Source organism: Undibacterium sp. TC4M20W, from assembly GCF_049340245.1.
In the GTDB taxonomy this organism is placed as follows: domain Bacteria; phylum Pseudomonadota; class Gammaproteobacteria; order Burkholderiales; family Burkholderiaceae_D; genus Undibacterium.
On sequence record NZ_JBMPPI010000008.1, the window covers coordinates 17,023 to 32,902 of the forward strand.

The 15,880-nt window shown below is 51.3% G+C and carries 18 protein-coding genes; 5 read left to right on the plus strand and 13 right to left on the minus strand.

Going from position 1 to position 15,880, the window contains the following annotated elements:
• The first annotated feature begins 53 nt into the window (after positions 1-53).
• The 4 genes from selD to ACO0LL_RS12120 all read left to right on the plus strand — a co-directional run bounded on the left by selD (position 54) and on the right by ACO0LL_RS12120 (position 3,600).
• Positions 54-1,112 (plus strand): selenide, water dikinase SelD, encoded by a 1,059-nt coding sequence (gene selD, locus ACO0LL_RS12105; RefSeq protein ID WP_422951118.1) that lies wholly within the window; start codon positions 54-56, stop codon positions 1,110-1,112.
• A gap of 34 nt (positions 1,113-1,146) precedes the next feature.
• Positions 1,147-2,082: a transaldolase gene (tal, locus tag ACO0LL_RS12110; protein ID WP_422951119.1), complete on the plus strand. Its 936-nt coding sequence runs from the start codon at positions 1,147-1,149 to the stop codon at positions 2,080-2,082.
• 73 nt (positions 2,083-2,155) lie between these two features.
• A complete protein-coding gene (locus ACO0LL_RS12115) occupies positions 2,156-2,791 on the plus strand; it encodes a CatA-like O-acetyltransferase (protein WP_422951120.1) in 636 nt (211 codons plus the stop codon).
• Between the two features lie 116 nt (positions 2,792-2,907).
• On the plus strand, positions 2,908-3,600 hold the full coding sequence (locus ACO0LL_RS12120; protein ID WP_422951121.1) for a tetratricopeptide repeat protein: 693 nt from the start codon (positions 2,908-2,910) through the stop codon (positions 3,598-3,600).
• 100 nt (positions 3,601-3,700) lie between these two features.
• Here ACO0LL_RS12120 and ACO0LL_RS12125 read toward each other — a convergent pair whose 3' ends face one another.
• Together ACO0LL_RS12125 and ACO0LL_RS12130 are read right to left on the minus strand one after the other, a co-directional pair.
• Positions 3,701-4,102, minus strand: a complete 402-nt coding sequence (locus ACO0LL_RS12125; protein WP_422951122.1) for a DUF1398 family protein — start codon at positions 4,100-4,102, stop codon at positions 3,701-3,703.
• Positions 4,103-4,149: 47 nt separating this feature from the next.
• Positions 4,150-4,644, minus strand: a complete 495-nt coding sequence (locus ACO0LL_RS12130) for a MarR family winged helix-turn-helix transcriptional regulator (RefSeq protein ID WP_422951275.1) — start codon at positions 4,642-4,644, stop codon at positions 4,150-4,152.
• A gap of 173 nt (positions 4,645-4,817) precedes the next feature.
• On the opposite strand from ACO0LL_RS12130, the gene ACO0LL_RS12135 reads away from it, so the two are divergent.
• Entirely contained in the window at positions 4,818-5,225 is a 408-nt protein-coding gene (locus tag ACO0LL_RS12135) for a hypothetical protein (RefSeq protein WP_422951123.1), read from the plus strand.
• 45 nt (positions 5,226-5,270) lie between these two features.
• Here ACO0LL_RS12135 and ACO0LL_RS12140 read toward each other — a convergent pair whose 3' ends face one another.
• From ACO0LL_RS12140 to ACO0LL_RS12190, 11 genes are all read right to left on the minus strand, one after another.
• Complete coding sequence (locus tag ACO0LL_RS12140; protein WP_422951124.1) at positions 5,271-6,131, minus strand: DUF2059 domain-containing protein; 861 nt, start codon at positions 6,129-6,131, stop codon at positions 5,271-5,273.
• A gap of 21 nt (positions 6,132-6,152) precedes the next feature.
• Positions 6,153-7,595: a cobyric acid synthase gene (locus tag ACO0LL_RS12145; protein ID WP_422951125.1), complete on the minus strand. Its 1,443-nt coding sequence runs from the start codon at positions 7,593-7,595 to the stop codon at positions 6,153-6,155.
• 16 nt (positions 7,596-7,611) lie between these two features.
• On the minus strand, positions 7,612-8,421 hold the full coding sequence (locus tag ACO0LL_RS12150) for a cobalamin-binding protein (protein WP_422951126.1): 810 nt from the start codon (positions 8,419-8,421) through the stop codon (positions 7,612-7,614).
• Positions 8,418-9,335 carry a cobalamin-binding protein gene (locus ACO0LL_RS12155; RefSeq protein ID WP_422951127.1) on the minus strand — a complete coding sequence of 306 codons (918 nt, stop codon included), beginning with the start codon at positions 9,333-9,335 and terminating at the stop codon, positions 8,418-8,420. The genes ACO0LL_RS12150 and ACO0LL_RS12155 overlap by 4 nt, the downstream gene beginning before the upstream one ends.
• A 121-nt stretch (positions 9,336-9,456) precedes the next feature.
• Complete coding sequence (gene cobD, locus ACO0LL_RS12160; RefSeq protein ID WP_422951128.1) at positions 9,457-10,464, minus strand: threonine-phosphate decarboxylase CobD; 1,008 nt, start codon at positions 10,462-10,464, stop codon at positions 9,457-9,459.
• Positions 10,457-11,404, minus strand: coding sequence for an adenosylcobinamide-phosphate synthase CbiB (gene cbiB, locus ACO0LL_RS12165; RefSeq protein WP_422951276.1), 948 nt, complete (start codon positions 11,402-11,404; stop codon positions 10,457-10,459). Before cbiB ends, cobD begins: the two co-directional genes overlap by 8 nt.
• A complete protein-coding gene (gene cobU / locus ACO0LL_RS12170) occupies positions 11,404-11,982 on the minus strand; it encodes a bifunctional adenosylcobinamide kinase/adenosylcobinamide-phosphate guanylyltransferase (protein ID WP_422951129.1) in 579 nt (192 codons plus the stop codon). Before cobU ends, cbiB begins: the two co-directional genes overlap by 1 nt.
• Positions 11,979-13,298: a cobyrinate a,c-diamide synthase gene (locus ACO0LL_RS12175; protein WP_422951130.1), complete on the minus strand. Its 1,320-nt coding sequence runs from the start codon at positions 13,296-13,298 to the stop codon at positions 11,979-11,981. Before ACO0LL_RS12175 ends, cobU begins: the two co-directional genes overlap by 4 nt.
• Positions 13,298-13,936 (minus strand): cob(I)yrinic acid a,c-diamide adenosyltransferase, encoded by a 639-nt coding sequence (gene cobO, locus ACO0LL_RS12180; protein WP_422951131.1) that lies wholly within the window; start codon positions 13,934-13,936, stop codon positions 13,298-13,300. The genes ACO0LL_RS12175 and cobO overlap by 1 nt, the downstream gene beginning before the upstream one ends.
• Positions 13,937-13,956: 20 nt before the next feature.
• The gene (locus ACO0LL_RS12185; protein WP_422951132.1) at positions 13,957-14,730 is read right to left on the minus strand and encodes an ABC transporter ATP-binding protein; all 774 of its coding nucleotides are present in this window, start codon (positions 14,728-14,730) and stop codon (positions 13,957-13,959) included.
• A complete protein-coding gene (locus ACO0LL_RS12190) occupies positions 14,730-15,785 on the minus strand; it encodes a FecCD family ABC transporter permease (protein ID WP_422951277.1) in 1,056 nt (351 codons plus the stop codon). Before ACO0LL_RS12190 ends, ACO0LL_RS12185 begins: the two co-directional genes overlap by 1 nt.
• Between the last annotated feature and the right edge of the window lie 95 nt (positions 15,786-15,880).

Consider the following 15,880-nt stretch of genomic DNA (forward strand, 5'->3'; position numbering starts at 1 on the left):
TGGCTCGGCGTATAATCAGCAAATCTGACCCATATAAAAAGTAAAAATGTCTCATGAGTAAAGACACTGACGCCCCCGTCCGACTAACCTCTTTCTCGCATGGCGGCGGCTGCGGCTGCAAGATTGCGCCCGGCGTACTTGCTGAAATACTAAAAAAATCCTCAGGCTTTCCGGTACCGCCTGCCCTTATGGTGGGGATAGAAACTGCAGACGATGCCGCCGTCTATAAACTCAATGATGAGCAGGCACTGATCGCGACCACCGATTTTTTCATGCCCATCGTCGATGACCCTTTTGATTTTGGCCGCATCGCTGCTACCAATGCCATTTCGGATATCTATGCCATGGGCGGCACCCCCATCATGGCGCTGGCACTGGTCGGCATGCCCATCAATCAGCTACCACTGGACGTCATAAGCAAGATTATCCAGGGCGGTGAAACCATCTGCGCCGAGGCTGGCATACCTATTGCCGGTGGTCACACCATCGATTCTGTAGAGCCCATCTATGGGCTGGTCGTCATGGGTCTAATTCACCCGTCCAGGGTTAAACGCAATGCCGATGCCAGGGCAGGCGACAAACTCATACTCAGCAAGCCGCTGGGTGTAGGTATATTGTCTGCCGCACTGAAAAAGCAGGCACTGGACGAGGCGGGTTATGCCACCATGATCGCCAATACAACCAAACTGAACAAACCCGGTCAGGCCCTGTCTGCGCTTGACAGCGTGCATGCCATGACCGATGTCACCGGCTTTGGCCTGCTTGGCCATTTGCTGGAAGTCTGCCGTGGATCGAAACTGGCAGCCCGGCTGGATATGTCAGCAATACCTTTGCTGGCGAATGTGGAAGAACTGGCCACAAATGGCTATATCACCGGTGCCTCTGCCCGTAACTGGGCAGCCTACGGCTCATCTGTGCAGTTCGACGCACAGATCAGTCCCGCCCGGCAAGCCTTGCTGACTGATCCGCAAACATCGGGAGGATTACTGGTTGCCTGCGATCCGGCAGTTGTTGAAGATGTTTTAAGAATTTTCCGTCAGGGCGGCTTCTTGGAAGCTGCTGTGATTGGTGATATTGTTGCAGGTGAGCCCTCAATAGCGGTACTGCCCTGATTTTTTTGATTTTGCCCCTACTTTTGCAAATACCATGAACCAATTAGAACAACTCAAGCAATACACCACCGTAGTCGCTGACACTGGCGATTTCCAGGCTATCCAGGCTTATGCACCGCGCGACGCGACGACTAATCCATCCCTGATCCTGAAAGCCGTGCAAAAACCGGAATACCTGCCTTTGCTGGAAAAAGCCGTAAAGGACACAGCAGGCAAGTCCATCGATGAAACCATCGATCACTTGCTGATCGCTTTTGGCCTGGAAATTTTAAAAGTCATCCCGGGCCGCGTGTCTACTGAAACCGACGCCCGCCTGTCTTTTGACACGGCTGGCACCATTGCCAAAGGCCGCCAACTGATCGCCATGTATGAAACCGCAGGCATACCGCGTGACCGCATCCTGATCAAAATTGCCTCTACCTGGGAAGGCATACGCGCTGCCGAAGTATTGGAAAAAGAAGGCATACGCTGCAATATGACCCTGCTATTCTGCCTGGCACAAGCGATTGCCTGTGCTGAAGCAGGCGCGCAATTGATCTCGCCTTTCGTAGGCCGCATCTATGACTGGTATAAAAACAAGACAGGTCAGGAAATTTTTGGTGCAGATGATCCAGGTGTCTTGTCCGTCAAAAAAATCTATACCTACTATCGCAAATTTGGCTACAACACAGAAGTCATGGGTGCCAGCTTCCGCAATACTTCACAAATCCTGGAGCTGGCAGGTTGCGACCTGCTGACCATCAGCCCTGATCTTTTGCAAAAACTCAGCGACAGCACTAGCAATGTCACGCAAAAACTGAGCAAGGAGCTGGCAGCTTCGTCTGATCTGGAAAAAGTCAGCATGAATGAAAAGACTTTCCGTCTTGATCTCAATGAAGATGCGATGGCGACAGAAAAACTGTCAGAAGGCATACGTGCTTTCTGTGCCGACACCGTCAAGCTCGAAAAGATGATTGCCGCAATGCGTTGAATCAACACCATCTGACAGGTTATGATGAGAGGGCAGAATTTTCTGCCCCTTTTTTATTTTGAATGACCTGGATATGAAAAAGCAGTTAGACATAGCAAACTGGAACCGACGCGAACATTACGCCTTCTTTTCCCAAATGGATGAACCCTTCCATGGCCTGAACCTGAATGTGGATTGCACCTGGGCTTACCAGTATTGCAAGGAAGAACAAAAATCCTTCTTCCTGTTTTATCTGCATCAGATATTAAGTGCCATGATGCGCACCGATGCCATGCGCTACCGCATAGAAGACGGCAAAGTGTTCGATTACGAGGTGATACACGCAAATGCGACCGTGCAACGTTCCGACCATACTTTCGGCTTTTGCCCCATTTATTATGAAAAGGATTTTGCCGCTTTCGCTGCCGGTGCAAACATCGCCATGGATAAAATCAAGAACAGTAGCGGCCTTTGCTTCAACGATGAGTGCGCACGTGAAGATGTGATCCACTTCTCTGCCATACCCTGGATCAGCTTCACTGGCCTGACACATGCACGGCAATATGACCGCAAGGACAGCGTGCCCAAGATATCCGTTGGCAAATTTTTCAAGCAACATCAACGCCTGATGTTGCCGATCGCAATTTTTGTGCATCATGGATTGGTCGATGCTTATCATGTGCATCAGTTTGTTGAAGCACTGGAGGCTGGCTTGTCTGGAAAGAAATAAGTTCTTTCATTGTGCAAGAGCTGTCAGAGACTGCTGGATGCAAATCCAGCATTTGCTTGCTAAAATGAAGGTGCTAATACTGCAGCTAACCACCTGCCCTCCATCAAGGACGCATCATGCGCAAATTTAATCCCGTCATCTTTATATTGGCCTGCATGCTGGCAACTGGCAATGCACGGGCTGATGATTTCACGGATGGCGTCAGCTATTACGAACAAGGCGACTTTGCTTCTGCACTTGACTCATTCAAGGCTGCCGCAGCAAAGGGTAATGCAGATGCGCAATTCAACCTCGGGCTGATGTTCTTGAATGGCGAAGGCGTAGATCAAGACTATAAACAGGCACTCAACTGGTTCGAGCAATCGGCCAGCAAGGGCAATGTCAGGGCACAAGTGAATATAGGCAGGATGTACGCCAAAGGCAAAGGCATGCTGTCGAATCACGGTGTTGCTGCATCATGGTTCAGAAAAGCTGCTGACCAAGGTTATGCAGATGCCCAATATAGTCTGGGCATATTGTATGTGACAGGTACAGGTGTGGCACGCGACTATGCTAAAGCCAAAGAATTATTCCGCTTGGCAGCCAATCAAAACAATGCCAGCGCAAAGTATCAGCTAGGTTTGATTTACCTGAAAGGCCGCGGCACAGAAGTTAATCTGGTTGAAGCCTACAAGTGGTTGATCCTGGCAGGCGACTATGATGACAGCGAAGTTTTCAGGAAATTTGTAGCCGCAAAAATGAGCAAGGAGGAAGTCGCTGAAGCGCAAACCTTGGCCAAAGACTGGAAGCCAGAAAAAGCGGCGGAATAAGTTTTATCCCATTAAAAATAATCCTGAAGTGGAAGCTGAAGCCAAGGCTTTTTAAATCAAACTCATCTTTCAAGTTTCAAGGGATGCAGCAAATTCAAGTTTAATTTGCCTTGGAAAAATACTCGACATGCACCTCACCCGCATGACCAAAATAGCTGACATGTCTCCCCGCCATCCAGACTATGTAGCCTACGCAACCTGCCACCATTGATAGTCGTATAAATTCTGGATACCGCACTTCATCACGTTGTGCGCCACGGATAGCCTCAACCAGGACTCGCGCATCAAATGCCATGGGAATAGTGTGATCTTTCTTGCCCAGGGCCACCACGTGCACGCTGCCATCTGCCATGTAGTAGCTGGTATTGCCAGTGCGGTAATCTGCAAAATATGACTCTACTCCCACCGCCATCAAGCTGCCAACTACATGCCCAAAAGTCAGCTTGCCTGCATAAGAGTCATGGGCAACTGCTTCTATCGTTTGCAATACTGAATTTTCCATTTTGTATTCCTTGGTTTTACATTCATGGTTTTCACTTATTCAACCGTTTATTTGACAGGTACCACTTTCAACTCATGTATATCGACGATCTGTTTCATCAGAGCGATCAATTCCGAACGCTGAGTACCAGACAAATGCCCAAAGAACAGTGCGTCGTTTTCATCTGCCAAGGCTGCGAGCTTTGGCACCAAAATTTTCCCCGCTACCGTCAATAGAATTTGCGTCGCCCTTTTGTCAGTAGCAGATATTTGACGGGACAGCAGCCCTCGTTGCTCCAGGCGGGTAATGATCTTGGATACAGCGCCTTTGGTCATTCCCAATTCCCGCATCAATGCAGCGGGGTCAGATGCCCCGGTATCAAACAAGCTGCGCAATGCAACCCATTCAGAAAGAGACACCCCTTCCGCCGCCACACTTGCCTCGAATCTGGCCGATACATGGTTGGAGACAAAACGCAGCCAAAAACCGGCATGTGAATCCAGCGAACTGACCGCATCCTTAATGGATGAATCGTGTGACGCGTTGATCTTTTTTTTGCTCATCGCCAAATCCTGAATATGCTCAATGTTGATATTTTAGTTTCCAAGGAAACTAAAATAAAGGATTTTTGTTATTTTATTGACCTACATCAAACTTCATCAATTGCAAATAAAAGCTTGACCATGGAGTAAACACCAGGGTTCAACATCGCTTATCTTAATTTTGGAGAAACTATATGCACTTGAAAACCTATTTGCGCATCGTGCGCGCCAGTGCCTGGTATGACTTGATCGTCACCATAGGCTTTGCTACGCCGTGGAGTTTTGCTCTGGTTCACCAGAGCCTGTCACAACTCAATAGCGGCCTGGGTATTGCAGGAGAATTCCCCGCTTTTGCTGCAGCCCATGTATTGATGGCGAACTTGCTGGGGTCTATCGTCACCATCTGGGCCATTTTGCGCCTGCGTGACACGCGCATGGAATATGGCCGCTATGATGCTGCCGGACGCGTCCTGTTCAGCATGTGGCAGTTATATGCGGTTGCTCATGGAGCGAGCCAGATCATACTGGCCTTTACCGTGTTTGAAATCGCTTTTGGGATTTTGCAACTATTGCCTATTTCGCATAAAGATAATAAAAGATAGTGTTAGGGCGCTTAGCTTAATGAAAAAATAAGGAGCCGTATTTCATTATGGTTCCCATTTTTTCATCAACTCAGACAATTTCTTTTCGTCGTTACATTTTTTTTCCGCCATATACAGATTCATCCCAAATTTTCCGGCCCAATCATCAATCAAATCTGCCTCTTTGAGTCCGGCGCTAGTCTTTAAAAAATGGTTAATTTTTTCTCTTTCTTCTTGACTCAAAAATTTGACTAATTCGGCGTAAACTTTCGGTAAAAAAGACAAATTGAACGCCATTTCTTGTGCGAATCTTTCTGAATCAACTGTTATGCGTAAGGCTTTATACACCGCCACCAAAAATTGTATTTCTTCAGATTTAGATTTTACGCTTACTTGGGAATCGAAATATCCAGGAAATTCGAGATCCCTCTTTTGCCTGGCAACGTCAGCATCCATATAAACTCTTTTTGCAAAAGAAATATATGCAAGGTATTTTTTTCCAACTGGAGATTTATAAAATGCTTTCAGTTCTTCAAACTCTTCTTCAGTAAGATTTTTGGGCATAGCGTATTTATAAGCATTCGCCAGTGATTCACCTGAATTTGAATTTTCAACAAGCACTGGCAAAGTGCAACGATTCCAGTTATCTCGTAATATTTCAGCAACATCTTTCGTTGCCTGCTTATACGAGTCTTTAAATTTGGGGTTTTCCCATTTCCAATTTTTCCCGCCGAGACGAAATTGTTTCAGCGCTGTCACTTGAATTGAAACCAAGGACTCTTTGACGGCCATATCAAAGTTCATGGGAACTGAATATGAGACGTTCCTTTTCACTACAAAACTTTGAGTTTCTTCGAGGCTGATTGCATTGGCTGTTGAGCAAGCGGCGAGTATACAAATGATCTGTAATTTTGACGTAGATTTCATATTAATTTTCCAAAAGCATTCTCAATCTAAAAGCTGCAATTTTTCCAATAAAGGTTGGCACACATCTGCCACCCTATTGAGGCTGTGCTCGCGCAAGACCGCCAGATCGACTGTGTGCTCGCTTTCCAGTCCCGCCCAGGCCAGCAAGGCAGCACAAGCTTCTGGGTGGTCGAACAGGCCGTGCAGGTAGGTGCCGAGTATCAGGTCGTCTGGTGAGCGCGCGCCTTCGTCTTCGCCATTGATGGTAAAAACAGGCTGCGTGTCATTGCTGGCATAGGTGATGCCCATATGAATTTCGTAGCCGCTGACTTGTGCAGTGCTGGTGTTGAATGCGCAAACTCCTGTCACTTGTTGCAGACGTTTTTCCTGCGTCAGTTCGGTGGTGATGTCCAGCAGGCCCAGTCCATCAGAATCACCGGCCTGCCCTTCGACACCATGTGGGTCGCTGATAATTTGACCCAACATTTGATAACCACCGCATATGCCTATGACTTTACCGCCATAGCGCAAATGCTTTTCCAGCACAGTCTGCCAGCCCTGTGCCTGCAAGAAAGCGAGGTCAGCGCGGGTGTTTTTACTACCCGGCAGGATGATCAGGTCGGCAGGTGGTATCGCCCTGTCCGGACCTATGAATTGCAGGTCAACATCGGGATGAGCACGCAGTGCATCAAAATCTGTATGATTGGATATGCGCGGTATGGCGGGGACTATGATGCGGAACTTGCCCGCATTGCCCTGGCTGGACTGTATCGCATCTTCAGCATCCAGCTGCAAGCCATGCAGGTAAGGCAGGACAGCCAGTACAGGTTTGCCGGTCTTTTTTTCCAGCCATTCAAGACCAGGTTCCAGCAGACGGATATCACCGCGAAAACGGTTGATGACAAAGCCGATGATGCGCTTTTGCTCTGACTCAGACAGGCAATCCAGAGTGCCGACAAAATGGGCAAACACGCCGCCACGGTCTATATCTGCCACCAGGATGACAGGGCAATCTACGGCCTCGGCAAAACCCATGTTCGCAATATCGCGGTCACGCAGATTCACTTCTGCCGGGCTACCTGCACCTTCAACAATAATAGCCTCATATTGCTGTTGCAGGCGTTCATAGGATTCCAGCACCGCGCCCATGGCAATGGTTTTGTATTGATGATAATCACGCGCATCCATGTCTGCCCGCACCTTGCCGTGGATGATGACTTGCGCGCCGATATCCGAAGACGGCTTCAGCAAGACCGGGTTCATGTCGGTATGCGCAGGCAAACCCGCAGCCAGCGCCTGCAAGGCCTGGGCGCGGCCTATCTCACCACCGTCAATGGTAACGGCGCTGTTGAGCGCCATGTTTTGTGGCTTCATGGGAACGACACGCACGCCCTGGCGATGCAACAAACGGCACAGGGCCGCAACCACCGTGCTTTTGCCAGCGTCAGAAGTCGTGCCTTGCACCATCAGCGTGGATATTTTCATGGAATACAATTCTTGTTCAAGAGTTTTGTGCGGACTGCCATTCAGCAATCAATATATGCAATTGCAGCAGCCCGTGCTGTATCGCAGATGGGCCGGGTGAAAGTATATCTGCCGATTTTATCTCCAGCACCCTGCCATTTCTTACTGCAGGAATGTGATCCCAGCCGTCGCGACCAATCACGCTGTCAGGCCGGAACTTCTTGCCACACCAGGAGCCGATGATGATATCTGGCGCACGTCGTATGATTTCTGCAGGGTCGGCAATAATGCGCTCGCGGGCACTATGATGCTGAGCCAGGTCAGCAAAAGCATCTTCACCACCAGCGATATGAATCAGTTCTGACACCCAGCCTATGCACGACATCAGTGGGTCATTCCATTCTTCAAAATAGATTTTTGGCCTGCGAGTCCAACCTGCGCTTTGCTGTTTGACAGTGTCTATCTGTGACTGCAATTCTGCAATCAATGTTGCGCCCTGCTCCTGCTTGCCGACCAAGTTTGCCAACACCATGATCATATGCAAAATACCGGCAACATCGCGCTGATTGAACGCATGTACTTCTATGCCTGCACTGATGAGTTCACGTGAAATCTCGGACTGCATATTTGAATAGGCAACAACCAGATCAGGCTTGACTGCCAGGATACGGTCTATCTGTGCCGAAGAAAAACCACTGACCTTGGGTTTCTCATCACGGGCGCGAGCTGGTCTGGTGGTGTAGCCAGAGATGCCAACCACATAGTCTTCTGCCCCCAGGGCATACAAGACTTCTACCGCTTCGGTAGAAAGGCAGGCAATGCGTTGATACATGCTGACTGAATTCATTTCTTCCCTTGTGGCTGTGCCACGGTTTTATCGCGTTTCTGTCTGGCTTGCTCCAGTGCCTTGCAAATCAGCTTGGCACCTTCAATAATGCGCGGACCAGAACGGTTGACAAGGTCTCCTTCTATGGAGATCAGATTATTGTTTTTTGTCGCCAGCAAGATAGGGAAAGTTTTCCATTGCTCGACACCACTCACTGCCTGGGTTTTGCTGTCACCAGTGATGATGACTTCAGGATTTTCCTGCAAGACTGCTTCTGTGCCGACCACGGGTGCAGTGGTGGCTAATTTGCCAAAGATATTTTCACCGCCGCAGGTACGAATGGCATCACTGACGATGTGGCTGTCATTCAGTGTATAGAGTGGCTTGCCCCAGACCTGATAGAAAACCTTGACCTTGCTTTTATTCTGGTACTGACTGTTTAGCTGTTGCACCTGCTGCCTGAACTCTGCCGCAGCGACCTGCGCCTGCTTTTCTGTACCAAACAGACTGCCAAATTTGAGCAAAGTTTCTGCCACATTATCAAGCTTGTGCGGCTCACTGAAAAAGTACGGAATGCCGGAATTGTGCAACATCTCCAGCTGGCGCTCGTATGCCCCATGCATCCAGACAATGAGCAAATCTGGCTTCATTGCCAGTATGCGCTCAATATCCAGTTGGCGATTGTCCCCAACCCGGGGAATATTTTTTGCCGCAGCCGGGTAATCACTGTACTTGACCGTACCAATAATCCTGTCCCCAGCACCTGCGACATAAATCATTTCCGTCACATGCGGCGACAAACTGATAATGCGCTGTGCAGGCTTCGCCAGCGTGACCTGATTGCCCAAGTCATCCGTCACTGTAATAGCTGCCTGCGCATGTGCAGTCAATGCAGCAAATCCAACGACCATCGCAGAACTTAAAAACTTGGACATAAATTTCTCGCATTGATAATTAAAAAAAATACATCTCTGCACTCTCTCTGTGCAAACTCTGTGTCTCTGTGTCTCTGTGTCTCTGTGTCTCTGTGTTTCTGTGTCTCTGTGTTGAGTGGTTTTAAGCCTTTAAGCATTCATCCAGACCAAACTCCAGCCTCAGCCACCCCGCCTCACTGCCCGGCAAGCCAAAACGCAAACCATGCGGTCTGTGTGGCCCATGCGCAAACCAGCGCAGCCAGATGCCGCGTTCTGCCATGAACTGCCACAACTGCTCTGATTTATTGTTCAGGTCTTGATGACTGCACCACTGGAACAAATCAGTACCTGATGAACGTATATCATGCGCTTTCAAAAGCTGACGCAGTCGCTCACCTTCTTGCTGCAAGCGTTGCGCTGTCTGTATTTGCCATTGCCGGTCATTCAAAGCAGCGATGGCGATTTGCTGTGCTGGCCCGCTGACACTCCAGGGTCCAAGATAATTTGCCAATTGCAGTAATAGAATTTTTTCAGCTGCTACAAAACCCAGGCGTATACCTGCCAGGCCAAAGAACTTGCCTACCGAGCGCAAAACGATGATGCCAGGCTGGTTTGCATGGGCCGCTACGCTGATGTCGGGCACGGTATCAGCAAAAGCTTCATCAACCACCAGCCAGCCACCACGCTCCGCCAGTTGTGCAGCCCAGCGCAAAAGCTGAGCTGCCGGGATAAATTCACCGGTAGGATTATTGGGATTGCACAGCACCACGACATCCGCCTGTTCGACGGCTGCATCCAGTTCTGCATATACACATTCTGTCACCACATGTCCTGCTTGTCGCCATTGGTAAGCATGTTCAGCATAGCTGGGGGCAGACACGACGGCCCGCGCCGCCGGACGCAAGCGTGGCAGCGCCTGTATCACCGCCTGTGATCCCGCCACGGCGAGCATCTGTGGCGCGCGGTAATAAGCCTGTGCCGCTTGCACCAGTGCATCAGAATACTCAGGCAAACGATGCCAGGCATTTGTTTCCAGTTGTGGTGCCGGATAGAAATGAGGATTAATGCCTGTCGATAAGTCCAGCCAGTCTTCCAGCGAACGGCCAAAATGGCGCACAGCATCGCGCAGGTTGCCACCATGTTCAAGCATGGATGACTCCACTCAAAAATAGGACTGCCAGCAAGGCTATGCCACACCACAAGGCTGCACCAGTTTCTACCAGACGCAGGGCACGCAGAATATCTACCGCCTTTGCTGTCTCGCCTTCACCCAGCGGTGGGCGCACTTCAGCCACGCCATCGTAGCTAGCCGCGCCACCCAGCGCCAAACCAAGCGCGCCAGCACCAGCGGCCATTACCGGCCCTGCATTAGGGCTAGGCCAGCCAGGTGCCTGACGCTGCCAGCATTGCCAGGCCAGACTGGTTTTGCCCAATGTGGCATAGGTGCATGCAGTCAGGCGCGCGGGTATCCAGTTCATGACATCGTCAATACGTGCCGCTACACAGCCAAAGCGCAAAAAGCGCGTGGAGCGATAACCCCACATGGCATCTAGAGTATTTACGAGGCGGTACAAGACAGCACCGGGGCCACCCAACAAGATGAACCAGAACAAGGTGGCAAACACAGCATCGCAGCCATTTTCGAGTACGGATTCGACACTGGCCTTGGCCAGGTAAGCTTCATCTGCATCCTCTGTATCGCGGCTGACGATATACGAAGTGCGTTTTCTCGCTTCTGGCAAATCACCTGCCTGCAAGGCCATGGCGATGACGGCATTATGTTCATGCAGGCTGCGCAAACCCAGGCAAAAATACAGCAATACCATATGCAATATGGCGGCGAGCCAGAGGCTGAAATATTGGGCCAACACAAGTGCCAGCACACTTAATGCAACCAGCGGCAAAACCGCCAGGCACCAGGCCAAGGCACCGGTCCAGCGGCTGGCAGCTGGCTTGTTCAAAAGTAGCTCTATGGCATTTGCCAGATTACCAAAACCCACCAGAGGATGAAATTTGCGCACTTCGCCCAGCGCCAGGTCCAGCAAGATACCCAGCAGCAGGCATAACACCATGACCACGCCATCCAGCATCAGCATGGCTGGCCTTTCAAATACAGTGGCAAACCGGCAGCGACCCAGACCACATTGTTTGCGACGGCAGCTACTGCCTGGTTCAAGCGCCCAGCCTCATCGACAAACCAGCGCGACACTGCGCCCATGGGAACGATGCCCATGCCGACTTCATTCGATACCAGAATAATCTGCCCCGGTGCCTGCACCAATGCATCCAGCAAAGCCTGACGTTGCACGGCAAACTGTGGTGGTGGCGTGACGTGACCTATCTCGGGAAAATCTGTTGATTCTGAAAACAGCAGATTCGACAGCCAGACTGTCAGGCAATCGACGAGGATGATGTTGTCTGCCCGGCTGTGCACTATGATGGTCGCACCCAGCTCCAGGCTTTGTTCCAGTGTGACCCATTCTGCAGGGCGGCGTGCACGATGGTGGGCAATGCGCTCCTGCATTTCAGCATCACCTGCCCTGGCAGTTGCAAGGTAAAGTACTTGTTGTTTACTGTCACTGAGTTTGCTTGCCAATTGCTCGGCAAAGGCACTCTTGCCCGAACGCGCACCGCCAAAAATCAGGCTGGTACTGTGTACGGATTTCATATGACTTCTCTTAGGAACAATGCTGCCGTTGCCGCTGGATTGGAAGCAAAGTAGGCATGAAAATAAGAAGCCCGAACATTGCCAGCGCGGTAAATAGCTTCGCCCTGCTGCTGTGTGGAATGCTTGATGGTATGACTGCTGGCAGTCAATGTGGTTTCAAAGCGCGAGTAATGAAAGGTATGGCCACGCAATTCACCCTGCAGTGTTGCCAGGGCTTGCGCACCCAGTGCTGCCAGTCGTTTTTGCATGATGACTTTGCCCGGCAATATGCCCGCCATGGACCAGCTTTGCTCCTGTTGATCCACCAGACCCTCGGTAATAGCCATCATGCCGCCACACTCTGCCAATATAGGCATGCCCTTCGCATGAGCAGCACGCAGCGAAGCCAGCCAGTTGCTGACCTGCGTCAGTGTTTTTGCATGCAGTTCGGGATAGCCGCCAGGTAAATACAGAGCATCCGCTTGAGCAGGTATCGCTTCATCTGCCAAAGGTGAAAAGAAAACCAGTTCTGCCCCAAGTCCGATCAAGCATTCAATATTGGCTGGATAGATAAAAGCAAATGCGGCATCACGTGCGATGGCGATGGTCTTGCCTGCCAGGCTGGCGGCTGATTCAGACACATGCTGAGAGATATGCAATGATCGGTGGTCCTGCAATTCAAAGCTGGTATCCGGCAAGGCATCCCAGGCTTGCATATCCAGTTCCAGGCTGTCAGCCATGGCATCAAGTATGGCTTCAATGCTATCCACCTCCTGTGGCAGGACCAAACCCAGATGGCGTTCTGGCAAGGCTTCATCCTGCCTGCGCAGACTGCCGAGCAAGGGTATATCGCGCATGGCAGCCGCCACCATTTTGGCATGACCTTCAGAGGCGATGCGGTTGGCGATGACGCCCACTAGGTGCACAGGACCAAAATCACGCAAACCCATGGCCAGTGCGCCAACAGTCTGCGCCATGGCAGACGCATCCAGCACTGCCACGACAGGCACGCCAAAGGCACGCGCCAGATCAGCCGACGAGGGGTTGCCGTCATACAGGCCCATGACGCCTTCGATGAGGATGACGTCGGTATCCAATGCCGCACGTGCCAGCATGCCTTCAGAATTAGCCTGCCCTACCATCCACAAATCCAGTGAATGTACGGCTGAACCGCAAGCGCGTTCCAGCATCATGGGGTCGATAAAATCTGGCCCGGTTTTAAATACACGCACTTTCTTGCCCAGCTTCACCAGCTTGCGTGCCAGTGCTGCGGTAGTAGTGGTCTTGCCCTGGCCAGATGCGATAGCCGAGATCAATACAACCTTGGCGCTGGGCATTACCATTCCACGCCCGCCTGTGCCACGATGCCTTCTTTGAAAGCGTGCTTGATGACATTCATTTCTGTGACTGTATCAGCAATCTCGATAATCTCTGGCAAGGCACCGCGACCGGTGACGGCGACGTGCTGCATTTCTGGCCTGCCATCGAGATCATCGATGACCATCTGCAAATCCAGGTAATGGTATTTGAGGGCGATATTGAGTTCATCCAGCACCACCAGGCCTATCGTCGGGTCAGCCAAAAAGCGCTTTGCCTGCTCCCATGCTGCAGCGGCTTTTTCCATATCGCGTTCACGGTTTTGGGTGACCCAGGTATAGCCTTCGCCCATGGCATGGAATTCGACTTCATCTGGAAAGCGGCGCAAGAAAATTTCTTCCCCAGTTGACATCGCACCCTTGATGAACTGCACCACGCCTACCTTCATGCCGTGCCCCATGGCACGCATGACCATGCCAAAGGCGCTGGAACTTTTACCCTTGCCATTGCCGGTATGTACCAGCAAGACACCGGTCTTGCGCTGGGCCTTTTCTATCTTTTCATCCATCATCGCCTTCTTGCGCTGCATGCGACGTTCATGACGGGTGTTGATGTTATCGGTCTCGGTATCTGGCTTGGGAGGCAATGCACTTGTCATGGTGTGGTTTCGCGTTATTTTTAGTTTTGCGGCAGGAATATGGTTTGCCCGCCATGGGTGAAGCGCTCTATTGGGTGCCCCAGACAGATACTGAGCTGGGAGGCACTGAATATGTCATCTGCTGGCCCGGCTTGCCAGCTACCATCACCCATCAGCAACAGCGCATGAGTGGCAATGCGATAGGCCATATTGAGATCATGACTGACCATGACGACAGCCTTGTTTTGCAGCGCATCTGCTTTGCTGCACAAGCTGGCAAACAGTTGCATGACGCTGACCTGGTGCCCGAGATCAAGTGCATTGGCTGGCTCATCCAGCAACATCCACTTCGCATCCTGGGCCAGCAAGGCGGCAATCGCTACGCGCTGTCTTTCGCCGCCAGACAGGCTGCGCACGTCGCGCTCTGCCATGTCAGCGACATCCATTTCACGCAGGGAAGCCATAGCAAGATCCATGTCGTCATTATTTTCCCAGTAATGCGAATTCTGGTAAGGATGACGGGCACTGAGTACTGTATCCAGCGCAGAATAGCCGAAGGCATCTACCCTGCCCTGCGGTAAAAATGAACGCTCACGGGCCAGCGCCGTCAATGCCCAGTCTTGCAGAGGTTTATCACGCAAATAGACCTGGCCACTTTCTATGGGACGCAAGCCAGCCAAAGTGCGCAGCAAGGTGCTTTTGCCGGCACCATTGCGACCTATGATGCACCAGCACTCACCTGGCTGTATTTGCCAGTTGAGTTCACGTACCAGCACGCGCTTGCCTACCGATAAATTCAGGTTGCGGATATCCATCAACGCCTCCGCAACTGATGCAATTGCAGCAGGAACATCGGCACACCTACCAGGGCAGTAATGACGCCTACTGGCAACTGCTGTGGCGCGACCACGGTACGGGCCACTGTATCTGCCAACACCAGGAAACAGCCGCCAGCCAGCGTCGCAGCGGGTATCAGCAAACGATGATCAGGGCCCCAGGCGAAGCGGCAGATATGCGGCATGATGAGGCCAACAAAACCTATGCTGCCTGCATTGCTGACTGCACTCGCGGTCAACAAGGCGGAACTTAAAAACAGCAGTTGCCGCAAACGACCAATATTGACACCCAAGGTGCTGGCATTGTCGGCATACATGGCTGCGACATTAATCGAACGCGCATTGCGCATGACAAACATTAATATGGCACCAAGTATCAACCAGGGCAGATAACGTGACTGGGTATTCGACAGATCACCTATCATCCAGAACACCATGCCGCGCAAGCGGCTGTCTGGCGCGATCGACAGCATGAGAGTGATGATGGCACCACAACCAGTGGCGACGATGACACCAGTCAGCAACAGGATAGGTGCGCTGCCATCGGTACTACCCGCACCGCGCAAGTCGCGGTAAGCCAGGCCAAACAGCAACAGCGCAACGGTAATCGCACCGGCAAAGGCAGCCACATCCACGAGCCAGAATGCACCGAAAAACAAGATAGTCGCCAGCGCACCAACAGATGCGCCACCGGATATGCCGAGGACATACGGGTCAGCCAGCGGATTGCGCAATAGCGCCTGCATCATGACGCCAGCCAGTGCCAGCGTGGCACCGGTCACAAAACCGGTCAGCGCACGGCCCAGGCGTAAATCCAGCAGACTGCCGGGCAAAGTCGTTGGCGGGCCGCGCAGCAATTCCAGCAAGGCTTGCCATAACTCAGCAAAACTCAGGGATACCGAACCGCAGACGCAGGCAATCAATATGCTGCCTACAGCGGCAGTGAATAAAATAGGGAGAACCAGACCAGCACGTTGAGCGACCGCCATCCTGGAGGATTGCTTGCGCTGTCGTGCAGAAAAAAAAGACGCCATCATTGGTCTGGTCCAAAGGTAAAACAAGTTTTGATGTGCAGCGTCTTTAAAAAAACAGACCTGCACATCAGCTTATCAGCTTGCTGATGTGATGG